A 20,431-nucleotide genomic window follows, 5' to 3' on the forward strand; every position below is an offset into this window, starting at 1 on the left:
AATACCGTCACAACCGTCACGTACTGTCACGCATTCTCTGTATTGTCTTTCCAGAGCCTTAGTTTCCGTCCCTCATGGACACGCTCACTCCGAAAGAGAATCCCATGCTCTGCATACAACCTTCCTGCAAGAACATTCAGCTTTCTTGTAATAACATGAGGTTGAATGTCCACATTTATCAGTGCAACAAGTGCCGTTGGAGAACCCTCCCAATAAGGATTGTCTTTCATAACAAGCTCCGCAATCTCATCCAGTAACGGCTCTGGCGGTTCTTTCCATAATTCCGTTTCTGCCTTTTGCAAATCCCACAACAATGTTTCTGTATTGCGGATAAGATACAGCTTCTGGTCTTGCTGATCTCTGCCCGATACTTCCAGTGTTGCGGCATTGCCTGTCCGTTTTTCTTTCTGAAGAAGAAACGCTCCGTCTGCCGCCCCAAGCAGTCCGCTTGTCCCGGAAATCATGTCAAACTTATCATCCGCATTCTGCTTTCTCGTGTGGTGTACGAGCAGTAAGCAAAGTCCGTGAGCATCCGCAAAACTTTTCAGTCTTGCCATAATCTGATAATCATTTGCATAACTGTAATTATCGCCGCCAACCTCACGCACTTTCTGAAGCGTATCAATGATAATCAGCTTCGTGTCCTTATGCTCTGCCACAAATCTTGCAAGCTGTTCATCCAGTCCATTTCCAAGCTGGCTGGCAGAAACAGAGAAGTAAAGATTATCGGTACTTTCTGTCCCGAACATCCGGTACAGACGCTCCTGCAAGCGGCGGTAATCGTCCTCAAGTGCCAGATACAGCACCGTTCCTTTTCGGGTGGTATAATTCCAAAGCGGTGTACCTGTGCTGACATGGTAGGCAAGCTGTGCCATCAGAAAGCTCTTCCCCAGTTTGGGCGAACCTGCAAAGATATAAGTGCCGGGGTAGAGCAGACCGTCAATCAACGGCTGCTTACTCCGATACTGTGTGTCAAACAGTTCATTCATGGAGATTGTCTGGAGATAGGACGGGTCTGATCGCAACTGCATTTCTCTCTGCAATTCCTCAAAACTCTTGATATTTCCACCATTCTCGGATATACTACTTGTAGTGTTTTTACGAATTGGCTGCTCCGTATCTGCGCCAACAGATACATCCGGGGCAGTCTTTTCTTTTTTATTTTCCATCCTCGTCCTCTCCTTTCAGACCGCCCATAATAACAGCGATCAGTTCAATGACATTCAGCAGTTCTTCATCCACACCGTTTCCTGCTTCAATCCGCTTTAATTCTGTGAGCACAGTGGCAAGTTCCGTTTTAAGTGCCTTGAATATTCTGGGATTGCCCTGTACCACTACATCCTGATTCAGACAGCGGCGGTAACAGTATTCCTGCTTTGGCAGTCCCGATAAGGCAACTGCCTTGTTAATGAGTTCATTTTCTTCGGGCGATACCCGAAACCCTACTGTGATGTTTCTCCAACGGTTTTTGTTATCTCTGTTCTTAGCTGACATTTTCAATCTCTCCTTTCCCTAAATCGTCTAATCTATCTGCCATTTCCGTTTGCTTTGACGGGAACAGATGAGCGTACTGGTAAGTGATGTCAATGCTTTCATGCCCTACACGGTCTGCAATCGCCACCGCTGAAAATCCCATATCAATCAACAGGCTGATGTGGCTGTGCCGTAAATCATGGATACGGATTCGTTTTACGCCTGCGGCTTTCGCACCTCTGTCCATCTCGTGATGAAGATAACTTTTTGTGACTGTAAAGATTCGGTCTTTCTTCTTCAATCCGTAAAGCATCTGCAAATATTCCTGCATTTCTTCACATAGGAACTTCGGCATTTTGATGATGCGGTTACTTTTCTTTGTTTTCGGTGTGGTAATCACATCTTCGCCGTGTAATCGCTGATAGGACTTATTGATTCTGACCGTTTCTTTCTCAAAATCGAAATCAGCGGCGGTCAGTGCCAGCAGTTCTCCTTCACGGATGCCGCACCAGTAGAGCATTTCAAAAGCGTAAAAGGAAACAGGCTTGTCCATCATCTCAAATGAGAATTTCTTGTATTCTTCTTTCGTCCAGAACAGCATTTCCTTGTGTTCCTCACTTCCCATATTTCCCGCTTTAGCGGCTGGATTGGAACGCAGCTCATAATACCGCACCGCATGATTGAAGATAGCGGACAACTGATTGTGCAGCGTTTTCAGATAGGTCTGTGAGTATGGCTTTTTCTTTTCGTCCCGATAGGCAAGCATCTCATTCTGCCATGCGATAACCTCTTTTGTAGAAATCTCGCTGATTTTCAACTTGCCGAAATAAGGTAAAATCTTTGTGCGGATGATATGCTCCTTTGTCAGCCATGTATTCTCCTTCAGACGGCTTTTCATATCCCGGATATACAGTTCGGTAAAAGCTTCAAAACTCATATCCATATCAGAGGAGTTCTGCAACTGAAACATTCGCTCCCATTCCTGTGCTTCTTTCTTGGTAGAAAATCCACGCTTGCATTTCTGCTTACGCTCGCCTTTCCAGTTGACATATCTCGCCATCACATACCATGTTCCATTGCTCTCGTTCTTGAATACCGGCATTATTCATCCTCCTTTCCTTATTCCTGTCCTGCCTTGTAGGACATAGTGGTATCCCCTTGGGGATTTCCTGTTCCGTAGAGCCTTTCATAGAAATACTGGCGGTTTACCCGTCCTGAAATAGTAATAAAGCCTTTTTCTTTCAGTTCCTCATTCAACTGACGGATTAGCTTGTAAGCATACGGCTTTGATACGCTTAGTTCCTGTGCCACTTCTTCGGCACAAATAAATCTGTTTTTCATATAATCAGTCCTTTCTTTCGTTTTTGATTGCCGTTCTATCCGAATGAAGTTCCAGCAGGTATTCCCTGTTCGGCACTGTGCTGTCCCGATATACCGTAATAGATCAGGCGCTCGCTTGCCGTCTGGCAAGGTCTTGGCGGTTTATACTGTTCGGACGGTCATTTTGTTTTTATTAAACTTATTTGCTTAATTCGAACTTATTATACTAAGCATATTTGCTTGTGTCAAGTGGCTTTTCGGAAAATATTAAACTTTTTTGTTTTGTATTATCTTGACTTCTCCTAAACATATCTGCTATACTCATTGTAAAATACATACAAGGAGTGGACACGTTATGGCGATTGGAGAGAGAATCCATTTTTTCCGCATTCTGCGTGGGATGACACAAAAATATCTTGGTACGATTGTCGGCTTTCCTGAGCGAAGTGCCGATGTACGTTTAGCACAATACGAAACAGGAACAAGAAAACCGAAGGCGGAACTTACTGCTGCACTGGCACAGGCTCTGGATGTTTCCCCTCATGCCCTCGATGTGCCTGACATTGACAGCTATATCGGACTGATGCACACTTTATTTACCCTTGAAGATTTGTACGGTCTGACTGTCAGTGAATCAGACGGAGAAATCTGTCTGAAAGTCGATACTTCCAAAGGCAAAGATGCTCACGAACTCCAGAAAATGCTGTATGCCTGGAAAGAACAGGCTGACAAGCTATCTTCTGAGGAAATCAGTAAAGACAAATACAATGAGTGGCGTTACCACTACCCAGAATTTGATACTACGCAAACATGGGCAAAAGTCCCATCACAGGCACTTAGCGACGCTCTAATAAATTCTTTAAAGGAGGAACATCTATGAAGCATCTGTTTAAGGCAACAAAAATGGGTTGGGCTAAAGAAAAAGAAGGTATCTATTTCGATTCAAGCACTTTCACCGCCGAAGAAGCCAAACAAGAGTTCAAAGAATATCACGGAACAACAGATAGGGGGTATCCTTACACTGGTTACGAATATGATGGTCAAAAATATCATGATGTAACTTATTTAGGTGAATTTGAAGATGATGAATTACCCCATAATGATATCGAGTTGATGGATATTCTTATAAAGCGTCAGCAAAAAAATAAATAAGCATGACAAAAAGCCCTTAGCCATGAGTTTTTACCCACAGCTAAGGGCTTTCTAAATAATATGGATTTCTTTGTTGCACAACCACCTGTCAATCATTCTCTAACCCGAAAACCACTGGATTACAAGAATATTGGCTCTTATGCAACCGTTATCAAATTGTTATCAAAAGACTTTTAAAAGTACCGCAAACCCGCATAAACGCTGGATTTACTAAGCATTTTTGTTTATTCAAACTCCAGACAGACAGTACGGAGTATTAACGCATATAGACGATTTTAAAGGCTTTTTAACCAGTTAAGAGCAACATAGCCACATAATCTAAATTTTAAAAATGCAATAAAAATGCAATGAGTGAAACGACTACTTGCTATACTTCCATCGGCTTCTTCTTGATACCAACACTATGAAAAGTCCGATTACAATTAAATATACTTTGAAAGGAAGATCACCATGAATTACAAATTAGAACTCAAACAAATCGTGGATTTTCCACGCTGTCGCATTTACCGTGACTTCATACAAACTTTAATCACTACCAAGAGCATCCGAACTACCGGGGGCTCTTTTCTTTTTTATTATCTGGTATTATGCTCCTATGCAAATTACCGCACATCCTACCGCAGGATGGAACACATTACCTATACCATTGGTCCGGGAGAGTGGATCTGCACAGTCACAGATCTTCAGGAATGGTTTCGCTGCCGTTTCCAACATCAAGTGTTGTCCATCCTTCGATTTTTTGAAGAGCAGAATTACATTACCTACTCTCTTCTCGGCAAAAACCGCCTGGTCAAATTCAAAATATCAGACTGGCCCAAAGACAATACTGTATTGGAATACAACTATCCCTGTAAAAAAGATACAGGGTTTTTCTTTTTCCCGATTGCCAAAGTTCACGAACTAATTGGCATTGGAAAATGCTCGGAAATGGATGTTCTTCTGGATCTGTGGATTCATGGAGTTTACAACGATTCCTCTGTCCAGGGATCTGATTCCGGTCCCATTGTCTATTACCGGGATAATACCGGAAATCCCCTTACCAGCTTTAATGAACTGGGTGAAAGGTGGAGTCTGTCAAAGGCATCGGCATCACGACTCTTGAAGAAACTGGAGGAAAAAGAATACATTACACTTATCTCATTTACAGGAAAACACGGAAGCGTAATTTATCTCAACAATTACCTGTCCGTGATGTTTAATATCAGCGACGTTATGATTGACAAGGAGGAGATCGCTATGAAGATGCAATTACCAATCCATGTACCTGAAGAAATCACTATTGAGGATTCTGCTTCTGTTAGCGTTTCAGAAACTGTCACAGACTCACAAATCACCGTTACAAAAAATGATTCCTGCGTTCCAGATTCACACATGAAATTTATCGTGCAAAAAGTCGCAGAACTATTGGATTCACAAGGGATTCCATGTTGCCACTGCTCCAAAACCCGCTATATATTATCTCCATTATCAGCCTGCAAAGATATATTTAATACATTTACTCTAAATATTATCTGTCCCTACGGAAATGCCGCTTATCGGTTTGAGTTGTCCGTAAGTCCGGGGGATGAGTCTGCCCAAAAGATGCCTGCCGTGGCAGAGCCTTCTGCACTGAAAGGGGGGGAATAGACATGGCAAACCGCAATACACAGGGATTTCCTTCACCCGAAGAAGATCCACGTTTTCACGACACCTATCAGTTTTTACGCAGATACCGGGATGCAACCTACAGCCTGAAGGTAGTCGTACACCAGATGGAGCACCAGTTTAAGCTCCAATACGACAATGACATCGACAAATTTCTGGACTCCATCTATGCTGCCGGGGCTGATCTTACCGGAAGCGACATCGAACAACGGGCAAAAAGTATTGCCAGAAGCAACCAGATGCTGAAGCTTTTGGAATCATCCATCGATCTCCTCCGGAACAATCACAAGCATGGGGAACAGTATTACTGGATTCTTTACTACGCTTTTCTCTCTCCACAGGAAATGAAAAATACAGATGAGATATTGGATAAGCTGGCTCACCACATCACCAATATTTCCTACCGCACCTATTACCGGAAACGCAGGGCTGCGATTGAAGCACTCAGTACCATCCTTTGGGGATTTACTGCAAAAGAGACATTGGATACGCTCAACAAGTTCTTTCCAGAGTAATACATATCGCCTATCTTCTCGGCTTTTCGTAATATCATAAAAATGTTATACTAAAAAATGCAAAATATATATTGACTCTCACGGAACGTCATAGCGTACAGTTATCTTATCAGGAACAGGAGGTCAGCAACTATGAGGACAGTCAAAGAAATATCAGGACTTACAGGTATCAGCGTTCGCACGCTTCACTATTACGATGAAATCGGGCTTTTAAAACCAACACAAAAAAGTGATGCGGGATACCGGCTTTATGACGATAGGGCATTGGAAATATTACAGCAGATTCTGTTTTTCCGTGAGTTTGACATTCCTTTGAAAGAAATCAAAGCTGTTCTGGAGAATCCTGCTCTTGAAAGGAACCAGATCTTGCAAATGCAGAGAAAAATGTTGGTAGCAAAGAAAGAACGTATGGAACATCTGATTGCCAGCATTGATGATATCCTGAAAGGAGAGAATAAAATGGATTTTGCGATTTTTAGTAAAACGGAAGTTGAAGAAATGTTCCAAACTATGTTTGAACATATGCCTGACAATATGAAAGAACTTGCTGTAAAAGAGTTTGGAAGCATTGAAGAATGGAAAAAGCATTATATTAAGACCGTTTCATCAGAAGAAATGCAGAAAGGCTATGCTAAAGTTGTTGAGTGGTATGGAGGAAAAGAGCAATTCCTGTCTGTTGCCAACAATCCTATTAGCAAAGAGGCTGCAGAAAGTTACAACCAACAATTTGACAATCTTTTATACAAATTAGCAGCTAAAAAAGTATGTTCACCAGATTCTTCTGAAGTAAGAGAACTTGTTTCCGAATACGGTTTTCTTATGAAACAACTTTCACAGATAAAGAAAGAACACGGTCTGATGGTTGCACAGGCTCAATATTACCGTAATGAAAAAATCAAACCTATGATAGATGAAAAATACGGCAATGGTACAGCCGAATTCTTCGCACAAGCTTTCGAAGCATTTTATAAAGACAAGTAATCATTAGAACTACACAAAAGCACAACAATACACCATGCAGGGAATCAAAATGGTTTCCTGCTTTTTTTATGCCAACCAGTGAAAATGGCACAGAAATGACCTGCTTCTGCGATTGAAGCGTAAAATTACCCATGCTACAATAGGTATTGCTTATAGTTTTCCTTATTTCCAGCACCCATAGATGGTGCTTTTTTGTACCTGTAAATTCAATCGCTGACAGCAGGTTCTATGTACTTTGTACGTACACTATACTTACAATACCAAACGTATTCTGTACGTACAGCCATATGTATAAAGTTTCCTATTATATATAGAAGGGAGTCAATCATGAAAACAAGGAACGAAATCTATCAAGGAGAGGGAGCCAAGCTCTTACGGTTCATTACCACTTACCATACTCTGAGGTATGACCAGGTTTTACAACTTTTCTCCCGACATGAGCAGTCTATCAAGTCATTGATTACCAGCCTCATCAAACAAGGGCGCATCATTTACGATAAAGAGCATGACCTTCTTTGTGACAGCCAGCAGTCTGCTGAGAATCCTGACTATGCTATAATTACATGCTTCTGGGTACTGCTGGATTTTAAGAAAGGTGTTGTATACCACACCAGTGGCGAATTTCCAATCAAGCTCAATTTCTTTTCGCAAGATGAACAATACGAAATCATCTATATCGGTGAAGAACAGGAGGCTCTGATCAATCATGTGATGGAAAGTATCCCATCACATGGTTCCAAACGCCTGATTGTCTTAGAATCCGAAAGCCAGGCTGCCAAAATCACCATTGATGATGTAGCCGCTTACTGCCTTGTAAATGAATCCGGTGCTGTCAGTTACTACATGAGAAAGTAGGTTATTATGACGCAAAATACACCAACCATTTACCAGCGGCTTGAAAAACTGGAAGGGGAGCTGCAAAAACTGACGAATACCGTTTACGCTCTGAAGGTCACTGATATCCAGAATTATGATAAAAATTTTGAGGAACTGAGCGTCAGTGCTGCTCTTCGGGCGGAGCGGATTGCCTGCCAGATGCGTAACCTTGTCTGTCCGGCTCTCTCCCCAAATCAAGCAGCTTATCTTCCCAAAGCGGCAGATGCACAGGGAATGCGGATTGCAGAACAGCAGGGGATTCTCACCATTACGCTTCCCGGACTGCTTCCGAAACGAAGAGTCCACACAAACACTGCATTTCTCCATGAACCGCTTAATTATATGCTTCGGGAGTATGTAAAACAAAATGCCCTGCCCCTCTATCGTGACTGCGTGATATGTTTCAGTCAAATATATGACAGGGAACTTCCTCAAAGACGTATCCGGGATTATGACAATCTGGAGTTTAAACAGATTCTGGATACACTTTGTACTTATGTTCTGACAGATGACAGCGGCTTTTTCTGTGATTCCTACTACACGACACAGCTTGGCTTAAAGGACTGTACACTGGTATCGGTTATGGAAAAAGCTGACTTTCCGAAATGGCTGCAGAACCAGAAAAATCATCACGAAAGCATGTCGGAAAATCTCCTGACTTCTCAGGCAGAAATCCGACATCGGTAAGAACCACCGCAGGGAACTTTGTTTTCTTGCTTTTTTTATCTCCAAACCACCGGAGATTTACCCAAGTATAGGCTTGCATGGGTAAGAACTGAATTGAGGTGATGCTTATTTGATAAGACCTGACACTACGAAATACCGCTTACTGGAAATGATAGGGATGTGCGGGGAATTTCCCGCAGACCAGCTAAACAGACTCATCCCAAGTGCCTCCTATGCGGAAAAACTCATTACGGATTTGAAGGCGGAACACCTCATCCGTACCCACTACCGGGATGCTCTCAGAGGCTACCGTCTTACAAAAGCTGCGAAAGAGATGCTGTTATCTGTCTCGCCACTACGCTTCCAGTGCTATCTGACCGGCAATACCGAGACGAACCTCATCCGAAGTGAAGTATCCCGACGTATCCGCTTACATCAGAAAGCCGAAACGTATCTGACACTCCTTCATGCCGGGATTCCCTTTTATCCGGATGTAAAACCTGACATCTTCTGTAATCACCGCGAAGCTGGTTCCATCGGTATGCGAAGCCTTCCTCTTTTTTACGCTTCCAGAGAAATTAAGGAATTGGGCCCGGAGACCACGAAGATTAGGAACTCCCGCAGCATGGGCATCCTGATGGCACCGCAATGTGTCTATGTCCTTTATAACACGAGAAACGGAGTCCTGAAATGGGAATATCGAACGGAAGTCCGCTTAAACGCCTTCCTGCAGCATTACCTGCAAGGCTACCCTTACAACGGACATCCACAGATCCGGGCAATCATGACCGGAACCGACATGGAAATGGCTTTCCGGCTGTTTACCAGTACCGGGGGCTACAAAAAGAGCCTGTTTATGCTGGACACCTCCTTCGAGCATTTCCATTACCTTCCCAATACTCCGGAAGGGGAAGTGCTTTTAAAACTGCTGGTTCACCCTGAGATCATGGAAAAGCTGGACAACCTCCTGCTGTCCGATCTGGGCTGCCGCAGCGATTCAATTCCACTGGAACATGATGCCACGGATGCTTCCGGGAACCCCACCCTTCTTGCTTATGATTTTGACATGCAGCGAATCAACCGGTTCAATACCGGCTTAAATGTATACGGCAGATCCGGGAACCTGATCTGTTTCGATTTTCAGATTCCGGTCCTGAAAAAATACTTAACTGCCACAATCCATTTCTCCAGTATTGACCTTTGCAAATTCAAAAGGGGGTTTTTACATGAACCGTAAATGGTGGAAGCTCATTTATATGCTTCCGATTACCTTCTGCACCCTCTATGCAGGAGGCTATGTTGCTCAATTTATCCGCAACTATCAGACCTGGGAATCTGCCGGCAATTTTGCCGGAAACGGAACTGCCCCGCAGATCCCCTCCCCGCACCCGCTCGCCTGTCTGGATGCCCTGACTGCTTTCCCGTACAATCTGTATGGGATTTTTCTATGTCTGGCAGCTTTTGGACTCCTGACCTTCCTTCTCATGCGTATGGGATTTGACCGAAACGGGGAAATAACAGACCGGGGCCGGAACCTGAATTATTCCACAAAGGGAACCTATGGGACTTCCGGTTTTATGACTTTGGAGGAAATGCATCAGGTACTGGAGCTTACGAATGATGTCAAGAAACACAAGGGAACCATTCTTGGAAAACTGAACGGAAAAGCCGTTTGTCTCCCGAAGGATACCCGCATGAACCGGAATATTGCCGTTTATGGTGCCAGCGGTTCCATGAAAAGCCGGGCCTTTGCACGCAACATGATCTTCCAGTGTGTTGCCCGCGGGGAAAGCCTCATCATCACCGATCCAAAATCGGAATTGTACGAAAGTACAGCCACTTACCTTGAGAATGCCGGATATATCGTGAAATCCTTTAATCTTGTAAACCCGGAAAACTCGGATAGTTGGAATTGTCTGGGTGAAATTGGCGGACAGGAAACCATGGCACAGGTATTTGCTGATGTCATCATCCAGAATACCGGTTCTGCCAAAGGCGATCACTTCTGGGACAATGCCGAGATGAACTTATTAAAAGCTCTGATTCTCTATGTGGATCAGGGATTCCCACCGGAGGCAAAGAATATCGGACAGGTATACAAACTCCTGACCATGAGTTCGGAAAAAGAACTGAACAGCCTCTTTGACCTGCTTCCGGTCTCCCATCCGGCAAAAGTCCCCTACTGCATCTATAAGCAGGCAAGTGACACGGTACGTTCCGGCGTCATCATCGGACTCGGTTCCAGACTTCAGGTATTCCAGAACAAGCTGATCCGCCAGATCACTTCCTATGATGAGATCAACCTGACGCTGCCGGGAAAAGAAAAATGTGCATACTTCTGCATCACTTCGGATCAAGACAGCACTTTTGATTTTCTTTCTTCCCTGTTTATGACCTTCGTATTTATCAAACTGGTCCGTTATGCAGACACCTATGGGGAAGATGGAAAACTGCCGGTTCCGGTACATATCCTGGCTGATGAGCTGGCGAATACGGGAGCAATCCTATCGCTCAACAAAAAGATTTCCGTGATCCGAAGTCGAAACCTCAGTATTTCCTGCATTTTCCAGAACCTGCCTCAGATGCAGAACCGGTATCCCTTAAACCAATGGCAGGAAATCATCGGGAACTGCGACACTCAGCTATTTTTAGGCTGTACGGATGAGGTAACTGCTACATTTATCTCTAACCGCTCCGGTGATGTGACCGTTGGTGTCAGCAGCGAAGCCAAACAATTAAATAGCTGGAGAGTATCCGATTATACACCGGAATACCGCCAGACCAGATCCATCGGGAAACGAAAGCTCTTAACTCCGGATGAGATCCTGCGCCTGCCTCTGGATACCGCACTGATTATCCTGCGTGGCCAGAAAGTACTGCAGGTAGAAAAATACGATTACACCCTGCACCCGGATGCCAAAAAACTCATTCCCCGGAAGGCTTCCGAGCATATTCCGGAATGGAGAAAAGGAGCATGTAGTGAAGAATATACGTACACTCCGACTATTCCTGCTTCCCGCCCGAAGAAAACTGCTTCTTATGGAAAGCAGAAAAAGAAAAAAACTGAACCGATTTTTGACCAGCAAAGCGTTTATCAGGAACCTGACTATCACGATTTCCCGGATGACTTCTCAGCAGATGACTATCCGGATCACACAGACATGGTTCCTTTAGATAAAGATTCTATCATGTCATAATTTGAAAGGAGACACTATGATGCCAAACGAAACAACCAACACACCTATTTTAACTCTGGATTCCGATGCAAAGCTGGAAACAGCCCAGTCCATTTCAGACCTTACCTGGCATGAGATCCAGAATGCCTACCGTACCCGCCGGATCTTAACCGGAATGCTTGGCGGTATCGAGAAAACAGAAAACGGCAGCCTCATTGCCGTGGTTTACTACAAGGATTTCCGTACTGTCATCCCGGTAACTGAGATGATGATCCATCTCATGCAGGATGAAGCACACGATTATGGGGAGCTTGCCCTGCGGCAGAACAAAATCCTCAACAATATGCTTGGATGTGAGATTGATTTTCTGATCAAGGGATTAGATCCGAAGACACGCAGCATTGTCGCCAGCCGGAAAGAAGCGATGCTGAAGAAACGCCAGATCTTCTATCTGGATAAAGATGCTTCCGGAATGCCGAAAGTTTATGAAGACCGTATCGTGCAGGCAAGAGTCATTGCCGTTGCGGAAAAGGTAGTCCGGGCGGAAATTTTCGGTGTGGAAACCTCCATTCTTGCCAGAGACCTGTCCTTCGACTGGATGGGTGATGCCAGAGAACGCTTCCAGGTAGGCAATCACATCCTGGTACGCATCCTGGATGTGCGGGCAGACTCACCGGAGCAGGTCATTGTCCACGCAGATGTCAAAAGTGTGGAAGGCAACACCAGCAAGGAAAACATGAAAAAATGTAAGATTCAGGGAAAATACGCCGGAACTGTGGAAGACATCCATAAAGGCACCGTCTTTGTCCGGCTCTCCATCGGTGTCAATGCCATTGCCCACTCCTGCTATGACAGCCGGACAGTCGGGAAAAAGGATCAGGTATCCTTTGTGGTGACGCATATTGATGAGGAACGGAACGTTGCCCTCGGCATCATCACCCGCATCATCAAGCAGACCATTTAAAATTATAGGTTGTTCCATAAAAAGGAACGTGGTATACTGATTCGGTATTATTGAACTGGAAAGACGGATGCATTTCGATCTTGCCCTCTAGTAACAAAGGAGGGTGATGCCCATGAATACAATGGAAGTATTGACTTTACTATTGGTAATTTTTGCGGCTTTGACTTATATAGATCGACATAATAAGAAATAGCATCCACGACCCTAGGAAAGTTTTGGATGCTATGTCTTATACATAGAATATAAAATTTAACTGAGGGCATCAGATTTTGCATCTGAATACCTTTCTTGAGTTCATTATACACTGGGGGCTTTGAGAAATCAAGTCCCCCTTTTTATTACGACATTGATTAGTACCTGCATTAAACATCAGAAATTTATATTCTTACTCACTGAAACGAATTCTCTCTATCAATGAATCTTTCCTTACTGACTTTGCAATGAATATTGCCAATAACATCTGTATCACAAACAATGTTAAAATTATAATAATAGCTGCTGTTACCGGATAATGGTATGTGCTGATATCAAACATTCCTGTACGCTTTGCATATAAAAACAACGGATATCCTGCAAGACTTCCCACTCCGATACTGATAATAAGAGTGCCTACTGTATAGAATATACCTTCCAACTGGAGCATCTTCATCAACTGACGGTCCGACATTCCGATTGCCTGCATCATGCCAAGCTCCTTTTTTCGCACATGGACACTATTGATCATTGTGTTAATCAAGTTCATAATGCTGATTGCTGCCAGAATGATGATAAATGCATAACATGCACCTCTAGTCATCTGTATGGCATTTTCCCATGTATCGTACTCATTCTTCCAGGTACGCATCTGCAGTCTGCCTGATCCATCCACAATAGCCTGTAGAGATGCTTCCAGTGCCTCATCATAATCCTTATCTGCAATCACCTGAAAATAGCTGGAAGAATTATTTATGGTAAGTTTCTCTGCCCCTTCTTTTGCCATGATAAGACAGTTATAGTTTGTCAGACCTCTTCCATATTCACCAATTGCTGCCACTTCAATCTCTTTTTGAAAGGTATTATCTCCATCATGAATATTGAGTTTCAGCTTATCTCCCACTTTAATATCTGGATACCAGTGAAGTAGCGCACGGTCCAGAATCACTTTATCCCCGGATTTCAATTCCTCGTATGTGACATTGCCTTCAGTGATTCCTTTTTTCAGCTCTTCTGCGTATTCTTCCGGCACTCCATTGATAAATTCGGTTCCAATTTCTTCTTCAAAAGGTCCTCCTGATACCTTCAACGCGGTAAACACATCTACCCGCTCAACACCGTCAAGCTCCTCTATCTGCTGCTTTAGTCCTTCATTTAATGGATTATTCTTTTGAACCTCCGCCCATTCATATTCAGGATGCTCTTTATTCCCGGATTCCACAATTGGAGAAATCTCATATTGCCCCACAATCGAACTCTTTGCACTTTCCATCGGATTTGCACAAGACAGCACCGTTGCTACCATCATGACAAATATTCCGGTAACGGCCATAGATACAATCGTGATAGTACTCTTCTTTTTATTCTCCGCAAGATTTCTCTTGGTCAGTCGTCCGATATTCAGAAATTGATATCCCTTCCTGCTGCTTTTCTGTCGCTTACTGCCTCCCTGGTAACGCATAGCTTCTATTTCTGATACCTTCGCCGCCATACGCATAGGCTTCATCAGTGACAGATACACTGTACACAGAGTCACTGCAATTGCCAACAGATAAATCCACCAATAATAAAGTTGGACTTCTCCTTTAGCTACAACCTTGTATGCCTCTGTCACAAGTACGTTTGAATCCTTTGCATGTTCTACAAACTGGAGAAGTACAACTTTCACAGCAACTGTTCCGATCAAAAGTCCTATCGGAATGGCAAACAACGCCACTCCCATTCCCTCTCTTAGTACGATTTGTCTAAGTTGCCGTTTCGTAGCCCCGATTGCCTTTAACTTTCCAAATTCCCGAACCCTCTGGTTCATAGATACATAATAAACACTATAAATTGTGATAATGCCCGCCAATACAACAATAAGCATGATTCCTACAATCACCGGAATTGTAGCCGGATCCACATAATTTGCTGCAAGATACTCTTTATTAATATTCATGTCATCCTCGGAAATCCCGAACTGTCTGGCAATATTCTGTATCGTCTCTGTATAATCTGCAGTCGTATTTCCTTTCTGTCCATTCACCTGAAGTAAAAACCGATATTTCACCTGTTCTACCGGTATCTCCGCTTTCAGAAAGGCCTCTGAAACCAATGATGTATATTGTTTTTGTTCTTTGCTGCTCTCATTATCTGCTAAAAAACCACAGATTCGAAAGTCTTTCTCCTTCGTATAATCCAGTCCGTCATCTTTCAGAATCTGATAAGGTACTGTGATAGTGTCACCGATTTTCCCATTCTGTCCTAATGCTTCCAGTATTCCTTTTGAAACCACAATATCATTTTCTTTCTGCGGAAGTTGCCCCTCTTTCAGCTTCACTTTATAAAGTTCCATCCCTGTTCTGTCCATATACATCATGGAAACCGTCGCATCTTCCAGATTCATGTACCCCGCATCGCTGCGGAGTCCGTAAGTTTTCACATCATGATGTGCCGCCAGTTTCATAACTGTACTCTCGTCCACGTTCCGATAAAGGGCATGCCATGTTGGATAAATCTTATTGATTACCGCAAAGTTCACTTCCACCATATCTTTTCCGATTGATGGGATTACGAACAGCAGTAATGTTGTCAGGATAATGGCAATTCCAATCAGTATGTTTTTGCTCTTATAATGCCGCATATTGCAATATGCAACTCTGGTCGTCATCTTCATTATCTTCTCACCGCCTTGCCATCTTCAATGATAATCATTTCATCCGCCATCTGGGCAATCGTTTCATCATGGGTAATCATGATAAGCGTCTGCCCGAAATCCGACACGCAGCTTTTCAATAGGCTCATAACCTCTAGCTCAGTCTGGGAATCAAGGTTTCCAGTCGGCTCATCCGCCAAAATTATCGCCGGTCTTGTCACCAATGCCCTGGCTATCGCAGTTCTCTGTTTCTGTCCACCAGACAAAGCAGACGGCATCGCATCTTTCTTATCCTGCAGTCCGATTTTTTTGAGAATATCTTCCACTTCCCGCGGCTTTACCTTGCGATTATCAAGTCCCAGCGGAAGAACGATATTCTCCCACACATTCAGCGATGGAATCAGATTAAAATCCTGAAAGATAAATCCTATCTTCTTTCTTCGAAACTGTGCCAGTTTATCATCTTTTCGAGAATAGATATCGGTTCCATCAATCCATACTTTGCCGGAATCCGGTCTGTCAAGCCCTCCAATCAGATGCAGAAGTGTAGATTTTCCGGAGCCGGAACGTCCTACGATAGCTGTAAACTTGCCTCTCTCTATCTGTAAACTTGTATGATCCACGGCTCTCACCTGATTCTCGCCTTCTCCATAATACTTTACTAGATCTTCTACTTTTAAAATACTACTCATATCTTCAAGTCCCCTTTCCATTTCATACCCCTACTATAACATTCCTGCATTACAAAACCCTTACAACAACCATAACAGTTTTGTAAGGGTTCCGACTATTCTCCTATTATGAGCGGCAGTGTCACTTTAAATATCATACCTTTCTCAGCCTTTCTTTTGGCTGCTATTGTCCCCCCCTGTTCTTCTATGATCTTTCTGGCAAGATACAGACCGACACCCGCTCCGTCTTTTACCTGTTCCTTTGCTTTCCTTCCCCGGTAAAATCTCTGATAGATCTTATGCAGTTCCTCCGCAGGAATGCCCATTCCTTCATCTTCTACTTCAATAAGCACATTGCTTGCTAGCTCCTGCGTCCTCACTGTAATCGTTGTATGTTCCGGTGAATATTTGACTGCATTCTCAAGGATATTCGTTAATGCTTCTACCGTCCATTTTGAATCATGGTTCACAACTATATCATCATCCATCTCCACCTGAATGGAAATATCTTTTCCTCTTGCCTTCATATAAATCTGACTGACAGCCTCTGTTAGCGTTTTCTTCAGGCTTTCATGAAGCGAATGTATCTGGATCATATGTGTTTCCAGCCTTGAAAGATTTACCAGTTCATTCAAGAGCTGTTCCAGTTTGGTAAGTTCCTGTGATTCCTGCTCCAGAAACTCCCTCTGTTCTTCTCCTGTAACCCGATTTTCTGCCACCAGCTCATGACTCATCCGGAGTGATGCAAGCGGAGTCTTCAACTGATGGGAAATATCTGTAATCAGACTCTTCGTACCATTTTCTTCCTGCTCCAGACGTTCCTTCAAATCTTCGAAATATTGCCCCAGCTCCTTTACAGATTCCCACACCTTTAACCATTGTTCCGATTCTGATGTTTCTTCAGGATATGTTTGGAATTTTCCTTTTCTGAATTCCTGCAGACATTCATATAATTGCTGTAATTGTTCCTCATCACCGTATCTGCTCCAGTTTTTTCTTCGGTCCAGGTACAAGAACAGGCTACATACTATGACTCCCACTAGTAATCCAATTCCCCAGATAATCCTTATAACCACATCTGAAGATCCACTCCCTGAGTGATAACCATAAGTTTCTTCCAGCATCTGTACGACTCTTTCTATCTTCTGATCGTCCCGGTCTCTTATAAAATCTACTGTTCCTGACTTTTCCCAGATTGCAACTATTTCCCCTTCCAGTTCAGGATGTTCTGCAAGGAGCAGTGCTATCTGCGTTGCTTTCGCATTTTCCTCATACTTTGTTATCAGATACATTCCTACTGTAAAAAATACTGCAAAGATTACATATACGATAAAATACCGTTTTAATTTTTGTTTACCTTTCCGGTCCATATATATCCCAGTCCTCTCACATTCGCTATCTCTTCTGTTCCAAGTTTATTCTTCAGTCTGCTTATATTGACAGTAACCGTATTATCATCGACAAATTGACCGTCTATATCCCATACATGCTCCAGGATACTTTCTTTTGAAACAATCTGTCCTGCATTCTCCCAGAGATACAGCAACAGAGAGAATTCTTTCTTACTTAAAGTAACTGGTTCATCCCCTTTATACACCTGCATCGTTTTCATATGCACCGTAATCTCTCCGGAAGACATAATCTGTGCCTGTACCTTAGAAAGCCGTCTCATCAATGCGTTCACCTTCGACACCAAAGCCATCAGTGAAAATGGTTTGGTAATATAATCATCTGCCCCTGTATCATAACCATTTACAATATCTATTTCCTGATCCAAAGCCGTAAGATAGATAAGATATGTATCTCCACCTGCACGTACCATCCTTCCAAAATCCAGTCCTGTACCATCCGGCAATGTAATATCGCTGATAACAAGAGCATAATCTCCTTTTTGAAATGCTTCTTTTGCTTCCTTTATTGTATAAACCTGACGAACCTCATACCCTTCCCGTGAAAGTAACAGGGCAATTCCCCGATTTAGATTCAAGTCATCCTCCAGTAATAATATTTTCTGCATCAAATACTCCACCTCTATTTGTAATAACCTGTTCTTTTATCATATCAGTCCTATCTTTTGTCTACAATAAAAATAAAATTAACATACATACTTTTCCTTCATATGTTCAAGGATTTCACCGGATACTGCTTCAGAAATCGATCAATCCATTTCTGATTGCTTCTCTGTAACATCCGAAGTCTGGATAAAAGCTGTAGACAACTGCAGCTCTATGTTACTAAAGTCCTATCCATCAATACAGGAGTTATAGAATGCCGTGAAGATACCGTCAAATTCCATTTCAATAATATGTAGGCTGTCCATTGTGTGCTCCAGATAAGTCAGTGTTCCTCTATCCAAATCTATACTCGGCTTTCCTAGTGAGTTTGCTATTACATCTGGATTTGTAATTCCAAACATCTCCTTTATATCCGGCATAAGATAATCCACGATATCCGGCAGCCTTTTCTCATACGCCTGTGCCAGTTCAACTGCATGCTTCTCATAATCGGAATGTATACTGTCACAGACAAATTCAATCCCGTTTATTTCCATCTTATAGTAATCATTATTCTCATCATAGACAAACGCTGTACCCTTACTTTTTTTATTTTTTTCCAAAATCCCCATGATATATCTACACTTTCCCGGTTCTTCCGCCATACACAGTCTAAAAAACTGTAACTTAATGCTTACGTTTGTAAAAAATAACTCCTGCCAAAATCAATAAAATAATTCCAACTACAATCATAAAAATAAAATTATCACCATTTAACTTCCCTGCTATGAAAATAGAAGTCGGGCCATCCGCACCACCAATAACAGAAACGGCTGTGTTTTCTTTCTGCTTCAGTACAATGCCAATGACTGCCAATACAATTCCTAAAATTCCGGCTATGATTCCCAATCGCTTTTTCATTGCTACCACCTCAAATCATTTTTATCTGCTCAATCAAATGTAAATTGTTATGCAAGTATTTCTATGCAAATGAAGCATAGATAACCCATATTTCTGCAAACATTACCAATAAAAGCACACCATCTATCATCCAATTAAACTGAATGTCCGTTAAGAAAGTTTTTGAATGTGTCAGGCAATATTTTACTTTTTCTCGTCCAGTCAAAAAAGTGATAAGCACTTGTAATATAGGAAATAAAAATATTTGTATTTTTCTTCCATAATCATCCGCAATCCCATTTGCAAAATGTACTGGAATAATACTCGGTAAGAAAAATATACTTACAAGAGCAAGCAAAAATCCTATTATACAAATTATCCATGTGAATTTTCTAGTTTTGATAAATTTCATAACAATCCTTCTTTCTGTTAAATTCATATTTTTCTAATACATAACACGTACTTACATTATATTCCTCACCAATGCAAACCTCAAATCATTCTCCATCCTTTTTCCCGTTATTAAGTTTCGGGCAGTAAAATGCCTTTACTTCCACTCTGTCTTCCTCCGACTCAATCTCCACATAATAATCCCGGATAAAGTATCCCGCATTATGCTCCTGAAGGGCGTACAGCTCCAATGTCTGAAAATCCACCAGTACCAGATCACGTGGCTTTGGCTTTTGTGTTTCCTCACAGAATACTTCCATGCTTTCCACCAGCTTATCCAGACATTCCTGACACAGATGGTTCTGTACTTTTTTCACATCGAAGATACTATCTTCCCCGTAATCCACCGATACTTCGGAAATCCCGTAATCTGACATCTGCTCCGTATGAAAAAAGCAGCCGCCTTCTCCTGTCCCGGTATAACCGATATGCCCGTTTCCCTGCGGGCCGGTAAGATTCCCGTCTTCATCGTGATTCCGTATATGCATATCCATCACATACCATTGATTGGTACAAATGACTCCAAGATCGTCAAACTTCCGAAAATATCCCATCATGCTCCGTTCATGACTCCCACACAGCCAGCACTGTTTTGGATCTTTCAGCTTGCTTTCTACTAATTCAGGCACCTTTCTTTCTACCGGGTGATATTCCTGCTCCTGTGTTTTTTCAAGATAACCTGTCAGATCCAGCCGGCTGATTCCCAGTCCGATCAGAATTCCTGCCGCACATGCCAATAATCCCACATATCCCTTTTTCATATCATAGTCATCCTTTAAGAATTAGTTTTATAATGCTTTTAGGATTACTATATCAAATCTT

At 42.6% G+C, this 20,431-nt stretch carries 22 protein-coding genes; 10 read left to right on the forward strand and 12 right to left on the reverse strand.

The features are described from left to right. Positions 1-26: 26 nt before the first annotated feature. Genes H8S40_RS13195 through H8S40_RS13210 form a run of 4 tightly spaced genes read right to left on the reverse strand, consistent with a single transcriptional unit; the run spans position 27 to position 2,814 of the window. Entirely contained in the window at positions 27-1,169 is a 1,143-nt protein-coding gene (locus H8S40_RS13195) for a helicase RepA family protein (RefSeq protein WP_117845757.1), read from the reverse strand. After that, positions 1,159-1,494: a plasmid mobilization protein gene (locus tag H8S40_RS13200; protein ID WP_015540715.1), complete on the reverse strand. Its 336-nt coding sequence runs from the start codon at positions 1,492-1,494 to the stop codon at positions 1,159-1,161. The genes H8S40_RS13195 and H8S40_RS13200 overlap by 11 nt, the downstream gene beginning before the upstream one ends. Then, positions 1,484-2,575, reverse strand: a complete 1,092-nt coding sequence (locus H8S40_RS13205) for a site-specific integrase (protein ID WP_117739262.1) — start codon at positions 2,573-2,575, stop codon at positions 1,484-1,486. Before H8S40_RS13205 ends, H8S40_RS13200 begins: the two co-directional genes overlap by 11 nt. Positions 2,576-2,592: 17 nt before the next feature. Beyond that, on the reverse strand, positions 2,593-2,814 hold the full coding sequence (locus H8S40_RS13210; RefSeq protein ID WP_117942771.1) for a helix-turn-helix domain-containing protein: 222 nt from the start codon (positions 2,812-2,814) through the stop codon (positions 2,593-2,595). A gap of 334 nt (positions 2,815-3,148) precedes the next feature. On the opposite strand from H8S40_RS13210, the gene H8S40_RS13215 reads away from it, so the two are divergent. The 10 genes from H8S40_RS13215 (at position 3,149) to H8S40_RS13260 (ending at position 12,767) form a co-directional block, all read left to right on the forward strand. Beyond that, positions 3,149-3,673 carry a helix-turn-helix domain-containing protein gene (locus tag H8S40_RS13215; RefSeq protein ID WP_117942770.1) on the forward strand — a complete coding sequence of 175 codons (525 nt, stop codon included), beginning with the start codon at positions 3,149-3,151 and terminating at the stop codon, positions 3,671-3,673. Next, positions 3,670-3,945, forward strand: coding sequence for a hypothetical protein (locus H8S40_RS13220; protein WP_117942769.1), 276 nt, complete (start codon positions 3,670-3,672; stop codon positions 3,943-3,945). The genes H8S40_RS13215 and H8S40_RS13220 overlap by 4 nt, the downstream gene beginning before the upstream one ends. Positions 3,946-4,395: 450 nt before the next feature. Beyond that, positions 4,396-5,571: a MarR family transcriptional regulator gene (locus H8S40_RS13225; protein ID WP_243238259.1), complete on the forward strand. Its 1,176-nt coding sequence runs from the start codon at positions 4,396-4,398 to the stop codon at positions 5,569-5,571. A 2-nt stretch (positions 5,572-5,573) separates the two neighbouring features. Next, entirely contained in the window at positions 5,574-6,104 is a 531-nt protein-coding gene (locus tag H8S40_RS13230; RefSeq protein WP_005333547.1) for a hypothetical protein, read from the forward strand. 132 nt (positions 6,105-6,236) lie between these two features. After that, positions 6,237-7,085, forward strand: coding sequence for a MerR family transcriptional regulator (locus H8S40_RS13235; RefSeq protein WP_117470887.1), 849 nt, complete (start codon positions 6,237-6,239; stop codon positions 7,083-7,085). Between the two features lie 327 nt (positions 7,086-7,412). Further along, a complete protein-coding gene (locus tag H8S40_RS13240) occupies positions 7,413-7,940 on the forward strand; it encodes a DUF5697 family protein (protein ID WP_005333543.1) in 528 nt (175 codons plus the stop codon). A gap of 6 nt (positions 7,941-7,946) precedes the next feature. Continuing rightward, entirely contained in the window at positions 7,947-8,648 is a 702-nt protein-coding gene (locus H8S40_RS13245; protein WP_005333541.1) for a DUF6100 family protein, read from the forward strand. A gap of 109 nt (positions 8,649-8,757) precedes the next feature. Continuing rightward, entirely contained in the window at positions 8,758-9,864 is a 1,107-nt protein-coding gene (locus H8S40_RS13250) for a hypothetical protein (protein ID WP_243002251.1), read from the forward strand. Then, positions 9,854-11,824, forward strand: a complete 1,971-nt coding sequence (locus tag H8S40_RS13255) for a VirD4-like conjugal transfer protein, CD1115 family (RefSeq protein ID WP_186865410.1) — start codon at positions 9,854-9,856, stop codon at positions 11,822-11,824. Before H8S40_RS13250 ends, H8S40_RS13255 begins: the two co-directional genes overlap by 11 nt. Positions 11,825-11,840: 16 nt before the next feature. Then, the gene (locus H8S40_RS13260) at positions 11,841-12,767 is read left to right on the forward strand and encodes an RNA-binding protein (protein ID WP_117718923.1); all 927 of its coding nucleotides are present in this window, start codon (positions 11,841-11,843) and stop codon (positions 12,765-12,767) included. A gap of 385 nt (positions 12,768-13,152) precedes the next feature. Here the strand turns inward: H8S40_RS13260 and H8S40_RS13265 are convergent, their stop codons facing one another. The 8 genes from H8S40_RS13265 to H8S40_RS13300 all read right to left on the reverse strand — a co-directional run bounded on the left by H8S40_RS13265 (position 13,153) and on the right by H8S40_RS13300 (position 20,370). Further along, entirely contained in the window at positions 13,153-15,615 is a 2,463-nt protein-coding gene (locus H8S40_RS13265; protein WP_186865411.1) for an ABC transporter permease, read from the reverse strand. After that, a complete protein-coding gene (locus H8S40_RS13270) occupies positions 15,615-16,286 on the reverse strand; it encodes an ABC transporter ATP-binding protein (RefSeq protein WP_172676439.1) in 672 nt (223 codons plus the stop codon). Before H8S40_RS13270 ends, H8S40_RS13265 begins: the two co-directional genes overlap by 1 nt. Before the next feature lie 95 nt (positions 16,287-16,381). Beyond that, positions 16,382-17,635 carry a sensor histidine kinase gene (locus tag H8S40_RS13275; protein ID WP_005333534.1) on the reverse strand — a complete coding sequence of 418 codons (1,254 nt, stop codon included), beginning with the start codon at positions 17,633-17,635 and terminating at the stop codon, positions 16,382-16,384. Continuing rightward, a complete protein-coding gene (locus H8S40_RS13280) occupies positions 17,608-18,282 on the reverse strand; it encodes a response regulator transcription factor (RefSeq protein ID WP_005333533.1) in 675 nt (224 codons plus the stop codon). The genes H8S40_RS13275 and H8S40_RS13280 overlap by 28 nt, the downstream gene beginning before the upstream one ends. A 225-nt stretch (positions 18,283-18,507) precedes the next feature. Continuing rightward, a complete protein-coding gene (locus H8S40_RS13285) occupies positions 18,508-18,891 on the reverse strand; it encodes a hypothetical protein (RefSeq protein ID WP_226850873.1) in 384 nt (127 codons plus the stop codon). Positions 18,892-18,946: 55 nt separating this feature from the next. After that, positions 18,947-19,180 carry an LPXTG cell wall anchor domain-containing protein gene (locus tag H8S40_RS13290; RefSeq protein ID WP_005333531.1) on the reverse strand — a complete coding sequence of 78 codons (234 nt, stop codon included), beginning with the start codon at positions 19,178-19,180 and terminating at the stop codon, positions 18,947-18,949. A 61-nt stretch (positions 19,181-19,241) separates the two neighbouring features. Continuing rightward, a complete protein-coding gene (locus tag H8S40_RS13295; protein WP_117887990.1) occupies positions 19,242-19,571 on the reverse strand; it encodes a DUF1648 domain-containing protein in 330 nt (109 codons plus the stop codon). A gap of 85 nt (positions 19,572-19,656) precedes the next feature. After that, positions 19,657-20,370, reverse strand: coding sequence for a hypothetical protein (locus H8S40_RS13300; RefSeq protein WP_186865412.1), 714 nt, complete (start codon positions 20,368-20,370; stop codon positions 19,657-19,659). Positions 20,371-20,431: the final 61 nt, after the last annotated feature.

The organism is Ruminococcus hominis, from assembly GCF_014287355.1.
Classification (GTDB): Bacteria; Bacillota; Clostridia; order Lachnospirales; family Lachnospiraceae; genus Schaedlerella; species Schaedlerella hominis.